Source organism: Clostridium sediminicola (genome assembly GCF_050402865.1).
In the GTDB taxonomy this organism is placed as follows: domain Bacteria; phylum Bacillota; class Clostridia; order Clostridiales; family Clostridiaceae; genus Clostridium_AF; species Clostridium_AF sediminicola.
This window is the reverse complement of sequence record NZ_BAABMF010000001.1, coordinates 57,718-74,769: the sequence shown is the minus strand read 5'-3', so window position 1 is coordinate 74,769 and position 17,052 is coordinate 57,718. Positions and strand designations below refer to the sequence as shown.

Here is a 17,052-nt window from a genome sequence, read left to right as displayed (position 1 = left end):
TTCAAAAAAAGTGATTAGATTACTCATCCTTAATGTTAAATTTCCCAAAAAACGCAAAAAAACTGCTAAAGAAAAATTTCTTTTGCAGTTTCATTAAAAATAATAAATCTATTTATCTATTAACTATCCCATCTGTAAAAAAATCGAAAATGTACTACCTTTTCCAAGCTCAGATTTAACTTTTATATATCCTTTTTGTTCTTCAATTATTTGCCTAGACAAATATAACCCTATCCCAACACCTTCAATACTTGAGACATTCACGCTTCGGTAAAAACGGCTAAATATCTTGTTTATCTCCGCTTCTTTTATGCCTATTCCATGATCTTCTATATCTATTCTCAAAAATATTTCATATGGAATTATTCTGATAATAATTTTTGAATCTACAGAGCTATATTTAATTGCATTGTCAATAATATTAAAAATTGCTTCTGTTGTCCATCTGATATCATGCAATATACTAATCTCTTTTGTGCTTTTATACTCTATTTCAATATTCTTAACTTCAGCGCTAATATAAGCTTGTCTTATTGCTGTTAATATTGTTTTATTAATTGATGCATATTCTTTTTTGATTTCAATTAGATTTGATTCTAACTTTGAAACTTTCATTAAGCCATCCATAAGCCAATTTAATTTTTCTATCTGGCTTTGCATTTTAGAAACTAACTGGCTTCTGTACTCAAAATTACTATTAGTTGCATTTTTCTGACTTTCCATTACAAAACTATTATATATATTTAAATTAGCTAAAGGTGTTTTTAACTGATGTGATATATCGGACACTAATTCAGAGATATTATTTCTTTCCTCAATTATTCTATTCTCTTTTGCTATATGAATCTTTTTTAACTTAACTACTAAACTTTGAAGTTTAGAAATCATGTTATCTTCAATCTCAACAAATTTATTATTTTCCAAATGACCATTAATTAAATCTTGAAGATTATCTGCTAATTGGCTTAACATTTTTTTATTTCTATGCTTAATCCAAAGTATAAAAGAAACAACTAATACAGCCGAACCCATTAAATTTAATATTATAAAAAGTTTAATACTCTTCCCCTCCCCAAGTGTACCCTATTCCAAAAACAGTTTTTATTAACTTAGGTTTTGAAGGATTTTTTTCAATTTTCTTTCTAAGTCTTCTTATGTTTACACTTAAAGTGTTACCATCAACAAAATTACCATCTGAATCCCATAATTTTTCTAGAATCACTTCTCTAGTTAAAACCTGAGATTTATTTTCTATAATAAAAGTTAATAATTTATATTCAATAAGTGTTAATTCTAAAAGCTTCTCTTTAATATAAACTTCTTTTTTATCAAAATTTATTATTATGTCCCCTAATCTATAAAAATTATCATCATTTTCTGTTTTTAATTCTATTCTATTCAATATTATTTTCATCTTTTCTTTTAGAACTGAAATACTAAAAGGTTTTGTTATATAATCTTCTCCACCACTTTGTAATCCTTTTATTATAGTGGCTTCAGTATCATTAGCACTCAAGAAAATAACCCTTTGCTCTGGTACTTTCCCCTTTATCCACATGCATAATTCTATACCGCTTCCATCTGGTAAATTTACATCCAATAATATTAAATCGTACCGATCATTTAACAACATTACTTTTGCTTCTTCACAAGAAAACGCACTTTTTACTTCGTAAATATCACATAAACTCAAACAAAGCCCTTCATTTAGTAATTCATCATCTTCCACTATCAGTATTTTTGTCATAATAATCTCCTAACGTCTTTTTTAGTATATATTACCATAAAAAGTGCGGCAGCGGCCACACTTTTAGAGCTAACTCTCAATAGTTCTTAATCTTTCAATAATACTTCCATTTTCATTTGTTCTATAGCAACATATAGTAGCTAATAAACATGTGAAAATTATAACAGCATAACTAAATATAAAAGATAATATATTAAAACTATTTTCAAAAGCTGAAATTGAACTTCCTAATACATTCAAAATAGTATATATTATCCCCACTCCAAATGTACTAATTGTTAAACAGGTTAAAATAGCATACCAAAAACCTTCGTAGATAAGCATCTTATATAATTGTTTTCTCGACATACCAATACTTTCTAACATTGCAAACTCTTGTTTTCTTACAATAATACTTGTTAATATTGTATTTACCAAATTTAGTATACCAATTATCCCAATAACTGAGCTTAGCAAATACCCTATAGTGCTATAGGTTTTTGTAAAATTTCGAAATTCATCAATGTAATCATTTCTACTTTTATAAACAATTCTTTTATAATCTTTAACTACTTTATTTATTGCTTTATTTACCTCTTGTAATTTATCTTTCTCTGCATCAATCTGAACTTGCATTATATAAGGATTTTCAATCAATTTTTCAAATACTTCTATAGGTACATATGCTTTATACCCTACTGAATCAAAGGATTGTACATCGCTAGCATACATATAATTAACCAATGCCATAACCTGAAATTCTTTGGTATTTCCATCAGGTAAATCTATTTTCAATTTTTCTCCAACATCATAAATATTATTTGTTTCTGATTGATAAATAACAATATAATCGCCAGTTTTTAATTTTTCAATATCTATTTCCCCTTTAATAACATAATCTTTATTCATTTTCTGAAGTAATAGATCTGAATAGCCATAAATTTGAACATCCACTGAAGTCATTTGTTTTAAAGATTTAATGAACATTTCATCTTCATTTGCATCTATATTAGTTTGAATTATTTTTTGAAATTTTTCTTTATTTAGACTTCTATCTTCAGCTCTTTGAAGGTAAATTTTATTTATATTTTCTATGCCTTTTATTACACTAAGTTCATGATATAAATTATTGGATACCCCTTCGTCTGCTCGTCCTGCTCTATATTGATAATATGATTGATCTGCAATAACAAAATCGCTTTGAATTTGAAGTTTCACAAATTCATCAATTGAAAAACTATTAATGAATTGAAATACTGTTAAAAATAATATAACACTAGAGCTCAAAGAGGTAATTACTATAATTGCTTTTTTTCTATTTCTAAAGATATTTGAAAAAGCCATTTTGGGAATCTTCATTCCATTCCTACTCTTTTTAATAGCTTTTTTTCTTGAAATTTTTGATTCAGTATATTTTGTGGCTTCTATAGGAGAAACTTTACCAGCAATTTTAGAAGGTTTATAGCAACTTAAATATACAGTAGCTAATGTGAAAATCATGGAACTTAAGAATATTTTATAATCAGCTGATACAACAACTTCTCTAATATTTGATGTACTAATAGCCATTGGCATTATAAAACCACCTAAAAAATGTCCAAATAATAAACCTATTGGTATGCCTACAGCGGATAAAATCATACCTTGCCTTATAACAATTTTTTTTATTTGTTTTTTTGTAGTACCTATTGTCTTTAACATTCCGTAAAATCTAATATCTTTTATAATAGAAATATAGAATACATTGTATATCAATAGGTATCCACTGATGACAACTAAAAGAATAAATCCTATTGCAGGTAAAATAATGTTTAAGTCTAATGAAGCCGTTGTATATGCCCAACTAACACCATATCTTTTTTCTTCCATTGTAATATTATAGTCATCAGTAATTTTCTTTAGTTTATTGTAAATATTAACTGGAGAGTCGAACATAATATCTAAACATCTTGTTCCTAAAACATTACCTAATTCACGTCTTGATCTAATCTTATCCTGAGTTAATCCTTTAAATAATTCATTAGTATAATCTTCAGATACCACAAATGAAGTAGCCATAGAAACAAATTTATCTCCTTTATAAACTCCACTTATTACGAATTCTTCTTTTCTTTTTTCTCCATCTATACTAAATTCTAAAACTACTTTATTGCCTATTTTAGGTTCTACGCCTAATACCTCTAAAGCCCATGATGCAGCCATAAGTTCATTATATTCTTGAGGAATATGACCTTCATAAGGTTTTGCAAAACCCCATTTAGCATAATTTTCATCCATAGTTCTAATTTCGCCTTTGAAACCTTTAAATTCTCCATTCTCAATTTCGCTAACAATGATTGAGCTACCAAATGCCTTAATAGAGGGATGTTTTTTTAATATATTATACTCTTCATTTGATAAATATTTTAATGACCCATGAGCTGATGTTCCAATTTGTCTCATTTTGCTTCTTTCCATTGAAGCATTAAGACTTAAACTCATAGTTATTACCGCTGTTAATAGAGTTGAAGTAAGTAAAATTCCTATAATGGCAAATATATTTTTCTGTTTATTTGTTCGTAAACTCCTTAGAATAATTTTATTAATTATTTTATTATTATTATTCTTAATTTTCATTACTTTTGCCTCCAATAATTTTTCCATCTTCAATTCTAATAATCCTATCTGTCATCTGAGCAATTTCTTCATTATGAGTAATCATAACAATAGTTTGATTATATTTTTTGCTTGTTACTTTTAATAGTCCCATTACTTCTAAACTTGTTTTTGAATCTAAATTTCCCGTTGGCTCATCAGCTAAAATTATTGAAGGCTTAGAAGCAAGAGCTCTTGCAATAGCTACTCTTTGTTGTTGACCACCTGATAAATTATTTGGTAGGCTGTTTACTTTATTTTTTAATCCTAATGTCTCAATTACATTTGTAACAAATATTTCATCAATTTTTTGTCCATCTAGTTCTATTGGTAAAACAATATTCTCGTAGGTATTTAAAATGGGTACTAAATTATAATTTTGAAAAATAAAGCCTATATTTCTTCTTCTAAATACTGTTAATGCTTCGTCCTTCATCGTAAATAGTTCATTACCATCTACTTCAACAAAACCACTCGTTGCATAGTCAAGACCTCCAAGCATATGCAGCAAAGTGCTTTTCCCACTCCCTGAAGTTCCTACAATTGCAATAAATTCTCCTTCTTTCACTTCTAGATTAACACCATCTAATGCCTTCACTGTATTTTCATCTTTACCATAATATTTTTTCAAATCTCTAGTTTTTAAAATTGTCATTTTATTGCCTCCATTATCATTTATATTGAACAAATTTCTTTGTCTTCTTAACATACTTTTATTCTACTACGTACTTCTTACAAACATCTTACTTTTTGTGGTTTAACCACTTTATGGAGCTGAGGTATCTATAAATATAAATTTTTGTTGAACATCTAATCAATTATATATATACTTTAATTAGTTAAAGATTGTAATATTGTAAGATTTTTATTATCAATATAATGGAATTTGAAAATTTAATGTTTAAGGGGGATTATAATGTACAGCTTTCAAAATGATTATAGTGAAGGTGCTCATCCAAATATTTTAAATGCTTTGATTGAATCAAATATGATTCAAGAAGAAGGTTATGGAAATGATACCCACACTAAAAACGCAATTTCTAAAATAAAAAAACTTATTGGAAATGAAAATATTGATGTCCATCTCATTTCAGGAGGAACTCAAACTAATCTAATAACAATAAGTGCTTTTTTGAGACCTCATGAAGCATGTATTTCTGCTAATACAGGACACATTGCTGTTCATGAAACTGGAGCAATTGAAAATACTGGCCATAAAGTAATTACAGTGGATTCAAATGATGGAAAACTAACTCCTGTTAAAATTCAAGGGGTATTAGATTGTCACTTAAATGAGCACCTTGTGAAACCAAAACTGGTATATATTTCAAATCCTACAGAATTAGGTACAGTATATTCTAAAGATGAACTTAAATTACTAAGTGAATACTGTAAATCTAAGAATTTATTATTATATGTAGACGGTGCAAGATTAGGCTCTGCTCTTTGTGTAAAAGAAGCCAATCTAACTATGGCTAATATGTGTGATTATACTGATGCATTTTTTATTGGAGGAACTAAGACTGGAGCTCTTCTTGGAGAAGCTTTAGTTATAAAGAATGAAAGTTTGAAAGAAGATTTTAGATATTATATAAAACAAAAAGGAGCGCTCCTAGCAAAGGGAAGAATTCTAGGAATCCAGTTTGAAGAACTATTCAACGATAATCTTTATTTTGAACTTGCAAATCATGCAAACGAAATGGCAAATATTTTAACTGAAAGTTTAAAAGACGCTAATTATGAATTCTTTATAAACTCTCCAACAAATCAGATTTTCCCAATTTTCACAAATGAACTTATTGAAAAATTGGAGAAAAAGTTTAAATTTATAGTTTGGGAAAAAATTGACGAAAATAACTCTGCTGTTAGATTAGTTACTTCATGGGCTACAAAAAAAGAAGCCGTTCTTCAATTTATTGATGAATTGGAAAAATAAATAAATTTAATTGGAGGGAATTTTTATATGAATACTGAAGAAATTTTTAAAAAAGTTGATAAAGCTGGAAATTATAGACTTCTTAGTTTTCTTCTTCTTTTCTTAGCAATGTTCCCTTTAGGTTTACTTGCAAACACAACTGGAATAGTTTTAACAGTTTTAATCTTTTGTGTAGCTATATTTTTAAGTAGAAAATATAAATGCCCTGTATGTAATCATGTTTTAGATGCAAGAATTCCGCCAAGTTCATTAAAATTTTGTCCCAATTGCCGTACAAGACTTAGACCGTGAAATTTAATTCAGTTACTGAGGCTTTGTGAAAATCAGCCTTACTCACAAATAATTCTTTAGTACTACATAACTAAAAAGGAGTACCGGTTCATTCCGGTACTCCTTTCTTCAGTTCCAAATAGCAATTTTATCTTTGTTATAGAATCTGTAAAAAGTAAAGTTACTAATCTTAACATCCTTAATAATTCAATGTTTCACAATACAAACATATCTTTATTTTTCTAAAAATTCAAGTAATAATTTACATAAAATTGAGGTCGCTTTTTCAAAAATATCTTCATCTATGTTAAATCTAGGATGATGTATTTCATTAACAATTTCTTTCTCCTCATTCTTTGTTCCTAGAAAAATAAAAGACCCTGGAATTTCTTGCAGATAAAAACTGAAATCTTCTGCGCCCATAGAAGGTTCATCTATTTTAAATATATTTCCTTCCATACCATAACTAGTTAAAATATGTTCTATATTCGAAATCACATCACTATTATTTATAGTTGCAGGAAAACGCTTTGTATATTTCAAAGTACATTCCGCTCCATAAATATCAGATATATTGTCAATAATTTTTTGGAGCTTTTCAATTATTATATCCTGAGTATCTTTAGAAAAAAACCTTACTGTTCCAAGTATTGTAGCATTGTGAGGAATAACATTATGTACATCACCACTATTTAATGCACCAATAGTTACAACTGCATTTTCATTAGAATTTACAAAATAATTCTTAATTGCTTCTATCTCATTAATAATTTTACAGCCAACAACTATAGGATTTATAGCCTTATGCGGCATTGCTCCGTGTCCACCTTTCCCCTGAATAAAAATCTCAAATATATCTGCCCCTGCCATAATAGGTCCCTTACGTAAACCAAACTGACCACTTTCAATAGACGGCCATATATGTGATCCTAATATATACTCTACTTTAGGATTTTGGAGAACTCCATCATTTATCATATTAAGAGCTCCACCTACTGTTTCCTCTGCCGGTTGGAAAACAAATTTTATATTCCCCTTAATTTCGTCTTTGATAAATGATAAAACTTTTAGAATAGATAGCGCTATAGTTACATGTCCATCGTGTCCACATGCATGCATTTTACCCTTATGTTTTGATTTGAATTGAAAATCATTTCCTTCTAATATTGGAAGTGCGTCCATATCAGCTCTATATGCAACAGTCTTTCCTTCTTGACCACCCTTTAATAAAGCAACTATTCCGTTATTCCCCACATTTTCACTTACTTCTACATCATATTTATTTAGCTCATTCAAAATAAACCTACGAGTCTTAGGTAAATCCTCACCTATTTCAGGTATTTGGTGCAGCTCTCTCCTAATAGAAATAGCTTCATCTTTAATCTTCTTTGCATAATCATCAATTTTTTTTGCTAACTTTTTATCTATCATTTTGCACCTCTTGTCTCTATATTTAGTGCTGCGTCTTAAATAGTTGTAAGTTGCAAGTGGTAAGTTAAAGTACTTTTTCAATCCAAAACTCACACCTTAAAACTTACAACCATTTAAATCAGAGCCTAATTAAAAAGAGGGAAAACAGTTCCCCTCTTTTTATTAACTATTAAAGCATACCTAGTCTATTATTGCCAGTTAATAGCTGTTGCTATTCCAATGAAAATCCAACCTATAACAAAGAGTTTTATAACCAATGGAATAATGAATCTGAACCATTTATCAAAAGGTATTCTTGCAAGAGCTAGCATTGCAAGAAGTCCACCTAGAGTAGGAACTACCATATTGATAAGACCATCTCCAATTTGGAATGCTAGTACTGCAACTTGTCTATTTACCCCTATAATATCACTTAATGGAACAATAATAGGCATAGTAGCCATAGCTTGCCCACTTCCTGATGGAATAAAGAAGTTAATTACTCCTTGTACTAATGTCATTAAAATTGCAGATATTGTAGGAGTAAAGTTCCCTAGTGGAGCTGCAAGACTGTTAATAATAGTATCTCCTATTTTTCCTTGATCTAGAATAACCTTTATTGCCCTTGCAAAACCAATAATTAATGCCCCTCCAACAATTTGTGAAGCTCCTTTAATAAATGTATTTACAATTTTATCAGAATCAAATTTAGCAACAATACCAATTAATATACCATATAATAAGAAAAGTGCAGAAATTTCAGTAAGATACCATTTGTATTTAATAACGCCACCAACTACCACTACTATAAAAGATAAAAATATTGCTAATATTAACTTTCCTCTACCATCCAAACTATATGAATTAATTTTCTCTTTATTAATTTGAAGTCCATCAGTAGAAATTCCCCTAACCATACTTTTTGATGGATCTTTCTCAATTTTCTTTGCGTACTTGATGGTATGATGTATTAGAACTATCAAAGCTATTGAACAATATGTAGTTCTAAGTCCCATACCAGAAAAAGTAGGAAGATCTGCTATTGCTTGTGCTACTCCTACGCTATATGGGTTTATAGGTGAAGTGGCAAATCCAACAGAAAGCCCACCAATAACCACTGCTGCACCGACCATTAGGTCATATCCTAAACCAAGTGCAACCATAATTCCAAGAGGCACAAAAGGTATTAGATTTTCATACCCTACTGCAGCACCAAAAAATCCAAAAATTAAAGTTAAAATAACTAAAGTCATGCGTTTTGAAATATTTTTTTCCTCAATTGTTTTAATTGTTATTCCAATACTACTTTCAATTACTCTAGTTTCTTCAAGAATTTTGAACATACCACCAGCTAAAAATACTATCATCATTACACTACCTGCTTGAACCATACCAACAGGTATAGCTCTAAAGATATCCCATAATGATACTGTCATTTCCGGAGTTTTTTCAATATAGCTAAAACTTCCAGGGATAACTCCCATTCTTCCATTATCCATCATTTTTGTTTGAAATTCTCCCGACGGGACAATGTAAGTTAATACACTCATTATTATTAATATAATAAACAAAATAACGAATGCATTTGGCACCTTCTGGTACCACTTCTTTGTTTCTTTCATTAATACTCCTCCTCTTTTTAAATGTTTTTGCATAAAACTTTATTATAATTATTTAATACTCTTAATAACACTTTAGCTGAAACGTTTAGATCTTCAATAGAAACACTCTCATCAGGATTATGGCTAATTCCATTAAGACATCTAACAAAAATCATACCTATATTTATAGATTTACTCAATTCTTGAGCATCATGACCTGCTCCGCTATTAAGATGATAAACGTCTAATCCTAGTTGTTCTATGCTCTTACCAATGAGATCAATCATTTTTTTATTGCATTCACAGGGAGCATCCCCTGTGATATATTCAATCGAATGCTGTAAATTCCTTTTTTCACAGATACTTTTTATATATGTAGATATTTCTTCCACGGCTTGGACAATGTTATTTTCAACACCGGACCTAATATCTATAGTAAAAGTAGTTTTTGCTGGAACAACATTAATAGCTCCAGGACTAACTTCTATTTTTCCTACAGTAGCCACTAGATCAGAATTTTCTAAAGCTTTTTTTTCAATATAGGTTATTATTTCACTGGCGCCTACAAGAGAATCTCTTCGCATGTCCATAGGAAGAGTTCCTGCATGCCCTGCAAATCCATTTATTTCAACACTGTATCTTCTAAATCCATTGATAGCTTTAACAACGCCAACAGGACTATTTAAGTGTTGTAAAACAGGACCTTGCTCAATATGCATTTCAAGATAATCTGATACAGATTCATCGATTTTTAATTTTTTTATATTCTTAGGTTCTAGTCCAAACTCTTCTAAAGCATCATTTAGAGTGATTCCATCATTATCTTTTAGTTCAAAAAGAAGACTATCTTCAAGGTTCCCTCTCAATGCTATGCTACTTAAATATGCTTTTTTAAATCTAGTTCCTTCTTCGCTTCCAAATACCACAACCTTAATATTAAATGGTAATTTCTTTTTCTCTTTAGATAACTCTTCTACGCAGACAATTGGTACAATGAATCCTAACATACCATCGAATATACCTCCATTAATAACACTGTCTTGATGTGAGCCAATCATCAGAGTAGGAGCATTTGTAAGCTCTGAATGATACGTTCCTATCAAATTTCCTATCTCATCTAAAGTAACACTCATATTTGCATTTTCCATCCACTTTGTAATAAGAGCTATAGCACTTGCATGCTCTTTAGTTAAAAATAATCTAGTTAATCCATTTGAACCTTCATTAAATTGAGACAGTTCCTTTAAATATTCCATACATCTTTTACCTAACATAAATAAACCTACTTTCATGTTTATACTTTCTTCTAATTTTCGTTGTTTTTTTGATAATTTAGCAACAAATTATCCATTTTCCAATATGTTTTAATTTTATGTTAATATTTGTTAAGGTCATTGTTCTTAATTTGTTCATAATTAAATAATACCTTTCTTTTTTTCTTATGTCAAGAAAGTCCTATAAAACCTTTTTTTGAGCACTAAAAAAGTCGAATAAATATACTTTATCCGACTTAAATTCTATATTCCACTAATCTTAATTATATTTTGTGGTCTTCCCGCTCCTGATTTACTTTCGTAAGCAACTTTACTTCCATGACCTCCATCTACAAGCATTTTTAATATTCTTCTAGAGCTTCTCTCACTTATCCCTAAATAATAAGCTAACTCAGAAGAGGAGAAACTATCTTTCTTGTATAATTTAATAATACTCTGAAGCTTTTGAAGATAGTTAATACTCAATCCAGTATTTTCAGAGACTTTTTTTAAAGAAGTGTTTATTGTATTGTTTCTATATAACAAGTTATTTGATTGTAAAATAGGACCTTCTACCATTTTATCTTCATAAATAAAGAAATAACAGTTTTCCAGACTATCTTCAGAATAGTCTAAAGCTAATGAAGCATTGTATTCTGCTTCTGCTGCATTATTTCCAACTCCTACACCAGAATATACTCTGAATTTACTCTTAGTTAAAATTTTATAAAATTGACTTCTGGCTTCTTCTGACTTTATATATCCCTTCGTTGTAAAAATAATATACTCACTCCAACTAGAATTAAATATAGCTCCATTAATAGTCCTTAAATATCCAATTAACTCTTTTTCAAAGTCCAATACTTTATCTAAATATTCAAATTTTGTTTTATGATGATTTGCATCAATATCAATTTTTATAATCTGGATAGAAATTTTAGCATCATCTATTTCATTATTCTTTATCTCGCTTATTAAATGGCTTATAGTATTCCTTATTGAAAACTTAGTAGTATAAAGTCTATATACTGGTATATTTTTTTTCTTAAAGTAATCATATATTGGACTGAAAGTAGTAAAAATCGCATCTATACTACCATTTTTTAGGTTTTCTTCATGAAAATTAATATAGTCCTTTTCTGTATATTCAGGAGTGCGAGATAAAACTTTGTAACTTTTAATGTTAGTGTCAGATATAATTTCACTAAGTATTTTTTCTTCAATTATATCTACACTGACATTATATATTGTGCTATCCAAATCTTTTAGAATTAAGTTAAATAAACTAGTTTCGTTATGCGGTACAAATTTATTGGGTTTAGTTATTTTAACTGATTGATAAACCGAATCATAAACTGAACATCCTGTAAATAAAATCCCATGAACTTCTCTTTGACATTTTTCAGCTAACCTAGCACTATCTGTTAGCGTATGAGCTTCATATGGTATCAACTCGATATCACTATCATACTCATCTTTTATTTCTAATACTTTATCTATTGAGTCCTTAGGTCCCATTACTCCGATTCTCATTTCATTTCTCCTGTTCTCTAACTTTTAGCTATCAAAATTATTATATATAAACTCTCCCCTATACGCAAATCATATTTTTTAGTTTAAAAGAAATAAAACAACAATTAATCAATAATTAAAAAACTTGCTTAATAATTTAAAAATATATATCCGAAAATTCAATATTTATTTTCTCAATAATATTATTTTTTTGACTATTAATAGAGTCCTCTTTGGTTGCACATACTTCATCTAATCCTTCTACAATTGGGAACTTTATGTAAAATTTACTTCCTTCCCCTAGTTTACTTTCCACCCAAATAGCACCTCTTTGAATCTCAACTAATGCTTTAACAATAGATAATCCTATTCCACTGCCCTCGTTAGCTCTATTTATACTTTTATCTACCTTCTCAAATCTATTAAATACTTTTCCTTTTTTACCGTCTGGTATACCAATTCCATCATCCTCAACTGTTATCATAACTTTTCCACTTTCTTCAGTGCTTAAAGAAACTTCTATGTTTCCACCCTTTTTGCCGTATTTAATAGCATTAGCTAAAAGGTTAAGCAAAATTCTTTCAATGTAATCTGAATCACATAAAACATAAATTTCTTCTTCATTAGTGTCAAACACCACATTTATATTTTTATGATCTGCATAACTGATAACAGATTGAGTTATATTCTCAACAAGTCGAACTATATTATTAATACTGAACTTTGGTTTCATAAAGCCTGCTTCAATTTTTGTAGAATCAATAATATTATTTATTATTCTTATTAGTCTCAAGCAATTTTGATTAATAATCAAATTATATTTTTTTATTCTTTCTATATCATCACTTTTTAAGAAAATCTTTTCCATTTGTAGTGCAGAGTAAATAACATTAATAGGAGTTCTAAGTTCATGAGATATATTAGCAAAAAATTCACTTTTTAAATTTTCTTCTTTTTCTTTCTCTTTTAATTTTTCCATAACCTTTTCTGCTTTTTTCTTATCCCCGATATCTTTAATTACGAATATAGAAGACTCCGTGCCATCATCATTTATTGTTAACGACGAAATTTCAGTTATTAGTTTTTTATCATTTGTTAAAAACTCATATTCCTTTGAACGAAATGAAGGATTATCTTCTTCAAGACTATTTAATGCACAAATTTTATTAATTTCCTTGCAATCATTAAAATTTGGATCCTCCTCTGATATCTTATTTTTAAAATCAATATTAAACATCTCTTTAAAAGTTCTATTCACATATACTACTTTATTATTTTCTTTTTTTACTATTCCACTAGGTAAAAAGTCTAAAATTTTTCCATACATAATAGATTTATTTGCTATAACAACATTTGCTTTTTTCAAATCATCTGCTTTTTTGTTTAACTTATTAAATATAGTATTATACGGATCTACTATTATTGCTAGAAATAATACTTTATACATGAAATAAAATGAAATGCCTTTGTTAATATGCCCTGAAAAATTAGTTAAGTCATGCACATCTTTAGCAAAACATAAATTTAACTCTGCAATTATTTTAAAAATCAAAGAATAAGTTAGTAAATTTGTTGCTTTTACTGAAATTTTATTATTATTCTTTCTAAAAAGATAAATAAACAATATATACATCCCTATTATTATTAATTCACTAACAACCTTTACCTTTGTTAACCCTACCCCTTCTATATAACATCTTGGGAATACTTTAAATAAAAATACTAAAGATATCAACACCATTGTTGCAATAAAATTAATTAAAATTATTCTATTTATATTTATTTTTCTTTTTGTATAATATATCGAAACAACTAATGCTATACTTTCAAAGTACCTAGCAATTATCCATAATTGTACTGAAACATTTAAACTATCACGATATATAACCATTCCCTCATAAGATAATGCATGAAAGAAATCTATAAAACCAACAAATCCATAAATGATACCTACATATGTTAACATGCTGTTATCACAAACCTTGCTTGTCCCAATAGAGATAAACATTAAACTAAAACCCACTGCTATTGTTAATAATTCAATTGTTGTATGAAACATTAAATGGTTATATTGATTTACATACCATAAAATAACAATTCCAGATATGATGAAAATATAATCTTTGCTAGTAAGCGTTCTTGCTCTTTGAGTTCTACAATCAATTTTCTCCATATTTACCTCCAACATATTATAGTATATCTTTATATTAACATGTCATGCTTGAATATTTTGTCATTTAATGTTATATGATAACAAATATTTCAATAAGATATCTATTTGAAAATTAATATAATATAAAAAGCAAAAATTAATCAAAAAAATAGCCCATTTATGGACTATTTTTTATTAAAGTTATGGTTTTACTCACGTTTATATTAAATATATATTTCAGTGTAAATTCAAAATCATTGCTTCAAATAGCTTTAAACAACCTCCTATTTTACATATAGCTGCATAGGGTAAGACATGTACTCTACATTTTCCATTTTCTCTATAGTATAATATCCTGCTGGAGCATTAATAACTTTAGGAATACGATTCACTATTGTTGCACATGTATGTTCAACTGTTGCTGGTTTTTTTACATAAAACTCCGTATTTGGTTCTCCTGTAATTTTCCAATCACAAAGATCGCCATCCTCTGGGCCATAAACTTTACCAATGCACTGAGTCTCAATTATTGGTCCTTGGAATGTTTCTGTAGTAACAACTGCACTCATTCCTATACAACGACCTTTTGGTATAGTTGATTCAAGTGTTGATGAATATAAGTCTGAATCATAAAAATATGGAACACACTTTTGAGTTTGAGATTTAATAGTCCATCCCATTTTTGAACAAATTGCTTCATTGGAATTCCATACATATGCAGGCTCTAAAGTTTCCGGATGAGCAATTTGTTCTTCGAACTCTTCTGCTGTTAATCCTACACCATGTGCCTTTGCAAGGGCAAGACCATACTCATCAACATTATAACTGGTAGCACCCTCTATTTTTTCAATTGTATGAACTCCACCAGCAACACAATCAATCATATTTATCCAATATATATCTTGCATACCAGAACCAGCTATTGTGCAACCGTTTTCTTTTGCAAGGGCATCTAATTTATTAGTAATTGCAGGCGCAGTTGTCCAAGGATAAATAGCCTCTTCACATGTTGTTACTACGTTAATGCCTCTCTTTATGGCTTTTTCGAAGTATGGATATACATCATCCATAAAGCTAAATAAAGTAACAACAGCAATATCTGCATCACATTCATCAAGAACTGCATCTGCATCACTTCTAATAGTAACTCCAAGTTTAACTCCAAGTTCTGCCCAATCTCCAACATCCATGCCAATTATGTCTGGATTTACATCAATTGCACCAACAATTTCTGCCCCTTTTTCGTATAAATAACGAAGTATATACTTAGACATCTTACCACAACCATACTGAATTACTCTAACTTTTTCATTAAACATACCCATACCTCTTTTCATAATTTTTTAAGTAACATTTTCATTTTTTACCATTTATTAATTTTATTATAAAAGTTATAGTAACTATAAAGTCAACTAAAATTTGATAAAAACTTAACGAATTTTTATAGGTATTTGTAATCTAGAAAACATACTTCTCTCTTCATTATGAAATACAGGTAATTCAGCTAAAACCTCGCAAATATAGTCTCCTACAATCTCATATCTTTTCTTCTCAACCTCATTCAAAAGCTTAAGTATATATTCTTTTTCTTTATCAAAACTACTACAATATATACATAAATATGTATTTGATGGAATTTGAACTATGAGTTTTTCATCTACATGTTCCTTATCTACAAAAACGAAAACTTCACTGGAAACAAACTTTTGTTTTTCTAAGTTTTCTTTACGCAAAATAGTTCCTGCATTACAAAAATATATTTCAGGTACACCATCTGATATAAGTTTGTTTTTTAGTTCCCTCAACATTCCTTCGTATACATCAATATCATAATCATAAAAATTCAATCCTTCATCAACGCAGTACATACGTCGTTTTTCAATATATTCAACTAATATAGTACCGTCCGAAGGAGAATTTTCATATCTTTCATAGCTTCCTATAGAACGCTCAATTGCCCTTTTTTGATATTTTAACTTTTTTATTTGTTTGTTTATCTCTTCACTTTTCTGTTGTAAAATACTTTTCATTACAAATAGATCATTTTTATCAAATATATTTTTTATATCACTTAATGTCATTCCTAAAGATTTCATATATTGAATCATATCTAATTGAGCACTTTGTTTTATGCTATAGTATCTATAACCAGTTTCTTCATTAATGATATAAGGCTTTAGTAGCCCTATTTTGTCATATAATCTCAGTGCTTGTTTCGAAATATTATTTAACTTGGACATTTGGCCAATTGTCAACCTTTCCATACAACCACTCCTTATTTTCACTCATACTAAACCTTATACTAATAATAATGTTATTATAACATATATTTCCATGCTATCTCTCTCAAAATCTCTACCTACTTTTTGTTCCTCAATAGTTGGAACATAGTTTGTCAATATTTATATGTTTGTAACAACAATTCCTAGTCATTAATATTATTGTATTATATTGTTAAACCACAAAAAGTAAGTTGAACTAAAGTCGACTACAATATGTATTGCAGATTGGAGATTTCTGCAATTCCTACCGCAGATTGATGCGTTCTGACGCTATAT

Annotated in this window: 13 protein-coding genes; 2 read left to right on the top strand and 11 right to left on the bottom strand. The window is 28.7% G+C overall.

The window, feature by feature from the left end:
* Nucleotides 1–123: 123 nt before the first annotated feature.
* The 4 genes from ACQ3F0_RS00335 to ACQ3F0_RS00320 all read right to left on the bottom strand — a co-directional run bounded on the left by ACQ3F0_RS00335 (nucleotide 124) and on the right by ACQ3F0_RS00320 (nucleotide 5,015).
* The gene (locus tag ACQ3F0_RS00335; RefSeq protein ID WP_428862993.1) at nucleotides 124–972 is read right to left on the bottom strand and encodes a sensor histidine kinase; all 849 of its coding nucleotides are present in this window, start codon (nucleotides 970–972) and stop codon (nucleotides 124–126) included.
* 82 nt (nucleotides 973–1,054) lie between these two features.
* Entirely contained in the window at nucleotides 1,055–1,747 is a 693-nt protein-coding gene (locus ACQ3F0_RS00330; protein ID WP_428862992.1) for a response regulator transcription factor, read from the bottom strand.
* Between the two features lie 69 nt (nucleotides 1,748–1,816).
* Nucleotides 1,817–4,342, bottom strand: a complete 2,526-nt coding sequence (locus ACQ3F0_RS00325; protein ID WP_428862991.1) for an ABC transporter permease — start codon at nucleotides 4,340–4,342, stop codon at nucleotides 1,817–1,819.
* Entirely contained in the window at nucleotides 4,332–5,015 is a 684-nt protein-coding gene (locus tag ACQ3F0_RS00320) for an ABC transporter ATP-binding protein (RefSeq protein WP_428862990.1), read from the bottom strand. Before ACQ3F0_RS00320 ends, ACQ3F0_RS00325 begins: the two co-directional genes overlap by 11 nt.
* 261 nt (nucleotides 5,016–5,276) lie before the next feature.
* Here ACQ3F0_RS00320 and ACQ3F0_RS00315 point away from each other — a divergent pair, with 261 nt between their 5' ends.
* Both ACQ3F0_RS00315 and ACQ3F0_RS00310 read left to right on the top strand, forming a co-directional pair.
* Entirely contained in the window at nucleotides 5,277–6,296 is a 1,020-nt protein-coding gene (locus ACQ3F0_RS00315) for a threonine aldolase family protein (RefSeq protein ID WP_428862989.1), read from the top strand.
* A gap of 27 nt (nucleotides 6,297–6,323) precedes the next feature.
* On the top strand, nucleotides 6,324–6,587 hold the full coding sequence (locus ACQ3F0_RS00310) for a hypothetical protein (protein ID WP_428862988.1): 264 nt from the start codon (nucleotides 6,324–6,326) through the stop codon (nucleotides 6,585–6,587).
* Nucleotides 6,588–6,800: 213 nt separating this feature from the next.
* On the opposite strand, the gene ACQ3F0_RS00305 is transcribed toward ACQ3F0_RS00310, so the two are convergent.
* From ACQ3F0_RS00305 to ACQ3F0_RS00275, 7 genes are all read right to left on the bottom strand, one after another.
* The gene (locus tag ACQ3F0_RS00305) at nucleotides 6,801–7,997 is read right to left on the bottom strand and encodes a M20 metallopeptidase family protein (protein ID WP_428862987.1); all 1,197 of its coding nucleotides are present in this window, start codon (nucleotides 7,995–7,997) and stop codon (nucleotides 6,801–6,803) included.
* A gap of 188 nt (nucleotides 7,998–8,185) precedes the next feature.
* Nucleotides 8,186–9,598 carry a YfcC family protein gene (locus ACQ3F0_RS00300; protein WP_428862986.1) on the bottom strand — a complete coding sequence of 471 codons (1,413 nt, stop codon included), beginning with the start codon at nucleotides 9,596–9,598 and terminating at the stop codon, nucleotides 8,186–8,188.
* Nucleotides 9,599–9,615: 17 nt separating this feature from the next.
* The gene (locus tag ACQ3F0_RS00295) at nucleotides 9,616–10,851 is read right to left on the bottom strand and encodes a M20 family metallo-hydrolase (RefSeq protein WP_428862985.1); all 1,236 of its coding nucleotides are present in this window, start codon (nucleotides 10,849–10,851) and stop codon (nucleotides 9,616–9,618) included.
* 243 nt (nucleotides 10,852–11,094) lie between these two features.
* Complete coding sequence (locus ACQ3F0_RS00290) at nucleotides 11,095–12,363, bottom strand: hypothetical protein (protein ID WP_428862984.1); 1,269 nt, start codon at nucleotides 12,361–12,363, stop codon at nucleotides 11,095–11,097.
* Nucleotides 12,364–12,499: 136 nt separating this feature from the next.
* Nucleotides 12,500–14,515, bottom strand: coding sequence for an MASE3 domain-containing sensor histidine kinase (locus ACQ3F0_RS00285; RefSeq protein WP_428862983.1), 2,016 nt, complete (start codon nucleotides 14,513–14,515; stop codon nucleotides 12,500–12,502).
* Between the two features lie 263 nt (nucleotides 14,516–14,778).
* The gene (locus tag ACQ3F0_RS00280) at nucleotides 14,779–15,813 is read right to left on the bottom strand and encodes an NAD(P)H-dependent amine dehydrogenase family protein (protein WP_428862982.1); all 1,035 of its coding nucleotides are present in this window, start codon (nucleotides 15,811–15,813) and stop codon (nucleotides 14,779–14,781) included.
* A gap of 111 nt (nucleotides 15,814–15,924) precedes the next feature.
* Entirely contained in the window at nucleotides 15,925–16,758 is an 834-nt protein-coding gene (locus ACQ3F0_RS00275) for a MerR family transcriptional regulator (RefSeq protein WP_428862981.1), read from the bottom strand.
* Nucleotides 16,759–17,052 lie beyond the last annotated feature (294 nt).

Coding starts and splice junctions, on each gene's coding strand:
- ACQ3F0_RS00335 (WP_428862993.1), bottom strand. CDS start 972: ATGTTAAGCCAATTAGCAGATAATCTTCAAGATTTAATTAATGGTCAT.
- ACQ3F0_RS00330 (WP_428862992.1), bottom strand. CDS start 1,747: ATGACAAAAATACTGATAGTGGAAGATGATGAATTACTAAATGAAGGG.
- ACQ3F0_RS00325 (WP_428862991.1), bottom strand. CDS start 4,342: ATGAAAATTAAGAATAATAATAATAAAATAATTAATAAAATTATTCTA.
- ACQ3F0_RS00320 (WP_428862990.1), bottom strand. CDS start 5,015: ATGACAATTTTAAAAACTAGAGATTTGAAAAAATATTATGGTAAAGAT.
- ACQ3F0_RS00315 (WP_428862989.1), top strand. CDS start 5,277: ATGTACAGCTTTCAAAATGATTATAGTGAAGGTGCTCATCCAAATATT.
- ACQ3F0_RS00310 (WP_428862988.1), top strand. CDS start 6,324: ATGAATACTGAAGAAATTTTTAAAAAAGTTGATAAAGCTGGAAATTAT.
- ACQ3F0_RS00305 (WP_428862987.1), bottom strand. CDS start 7,997: ATGATAGATAAAAAGTTAGCAAAAAAAATTGATGATTATGCAAAGAAG.
- ACQ3F0_RS00300 (WP_428862986.1), bottom strand. CDS start 9,598: ATGAAAGAAACAAAGAAGTGGTACCAGAAGGTGCCAAATGCATTCGTT.
- ACQ3F0_RS00295 (WP_428862985.1), bottom strand. CDS start 10,851: ATGTTAGGTAAAAGATGTATGGAATATTTAAAGGAACTGTCTCAATTT.
- ACQ3F0_RS00290 (WP_428862984.1), bottom strand. CDS start 12,363: ATGAGAATCGGAGTAATGGGACCTAAGGACTCAATAGATAAAGTATTA.
- ACQ3F0_RS00285 (WP_428862983.1), bottom strand. CDS start 14,515: ATGGAGAAAATTGATTGTAGAACTCAAAGAGCAAGAACGCTTACTAGC.
- ACQ3F0_RS00280 (WP_428862982.1), bottom strand. CDS start 15,813: ATGTTTAATGAAAAAGTTAGAGTAATTCAGTATGGTTGTGGTAAGATG.
- ACQ3F0_RS00275 (WP_428862981.1), bottom strand. CDS start 16,758: ATGGAAAGGTTGACAATTGGCCAAATGTCCAAGTTAAATAATATTTCG.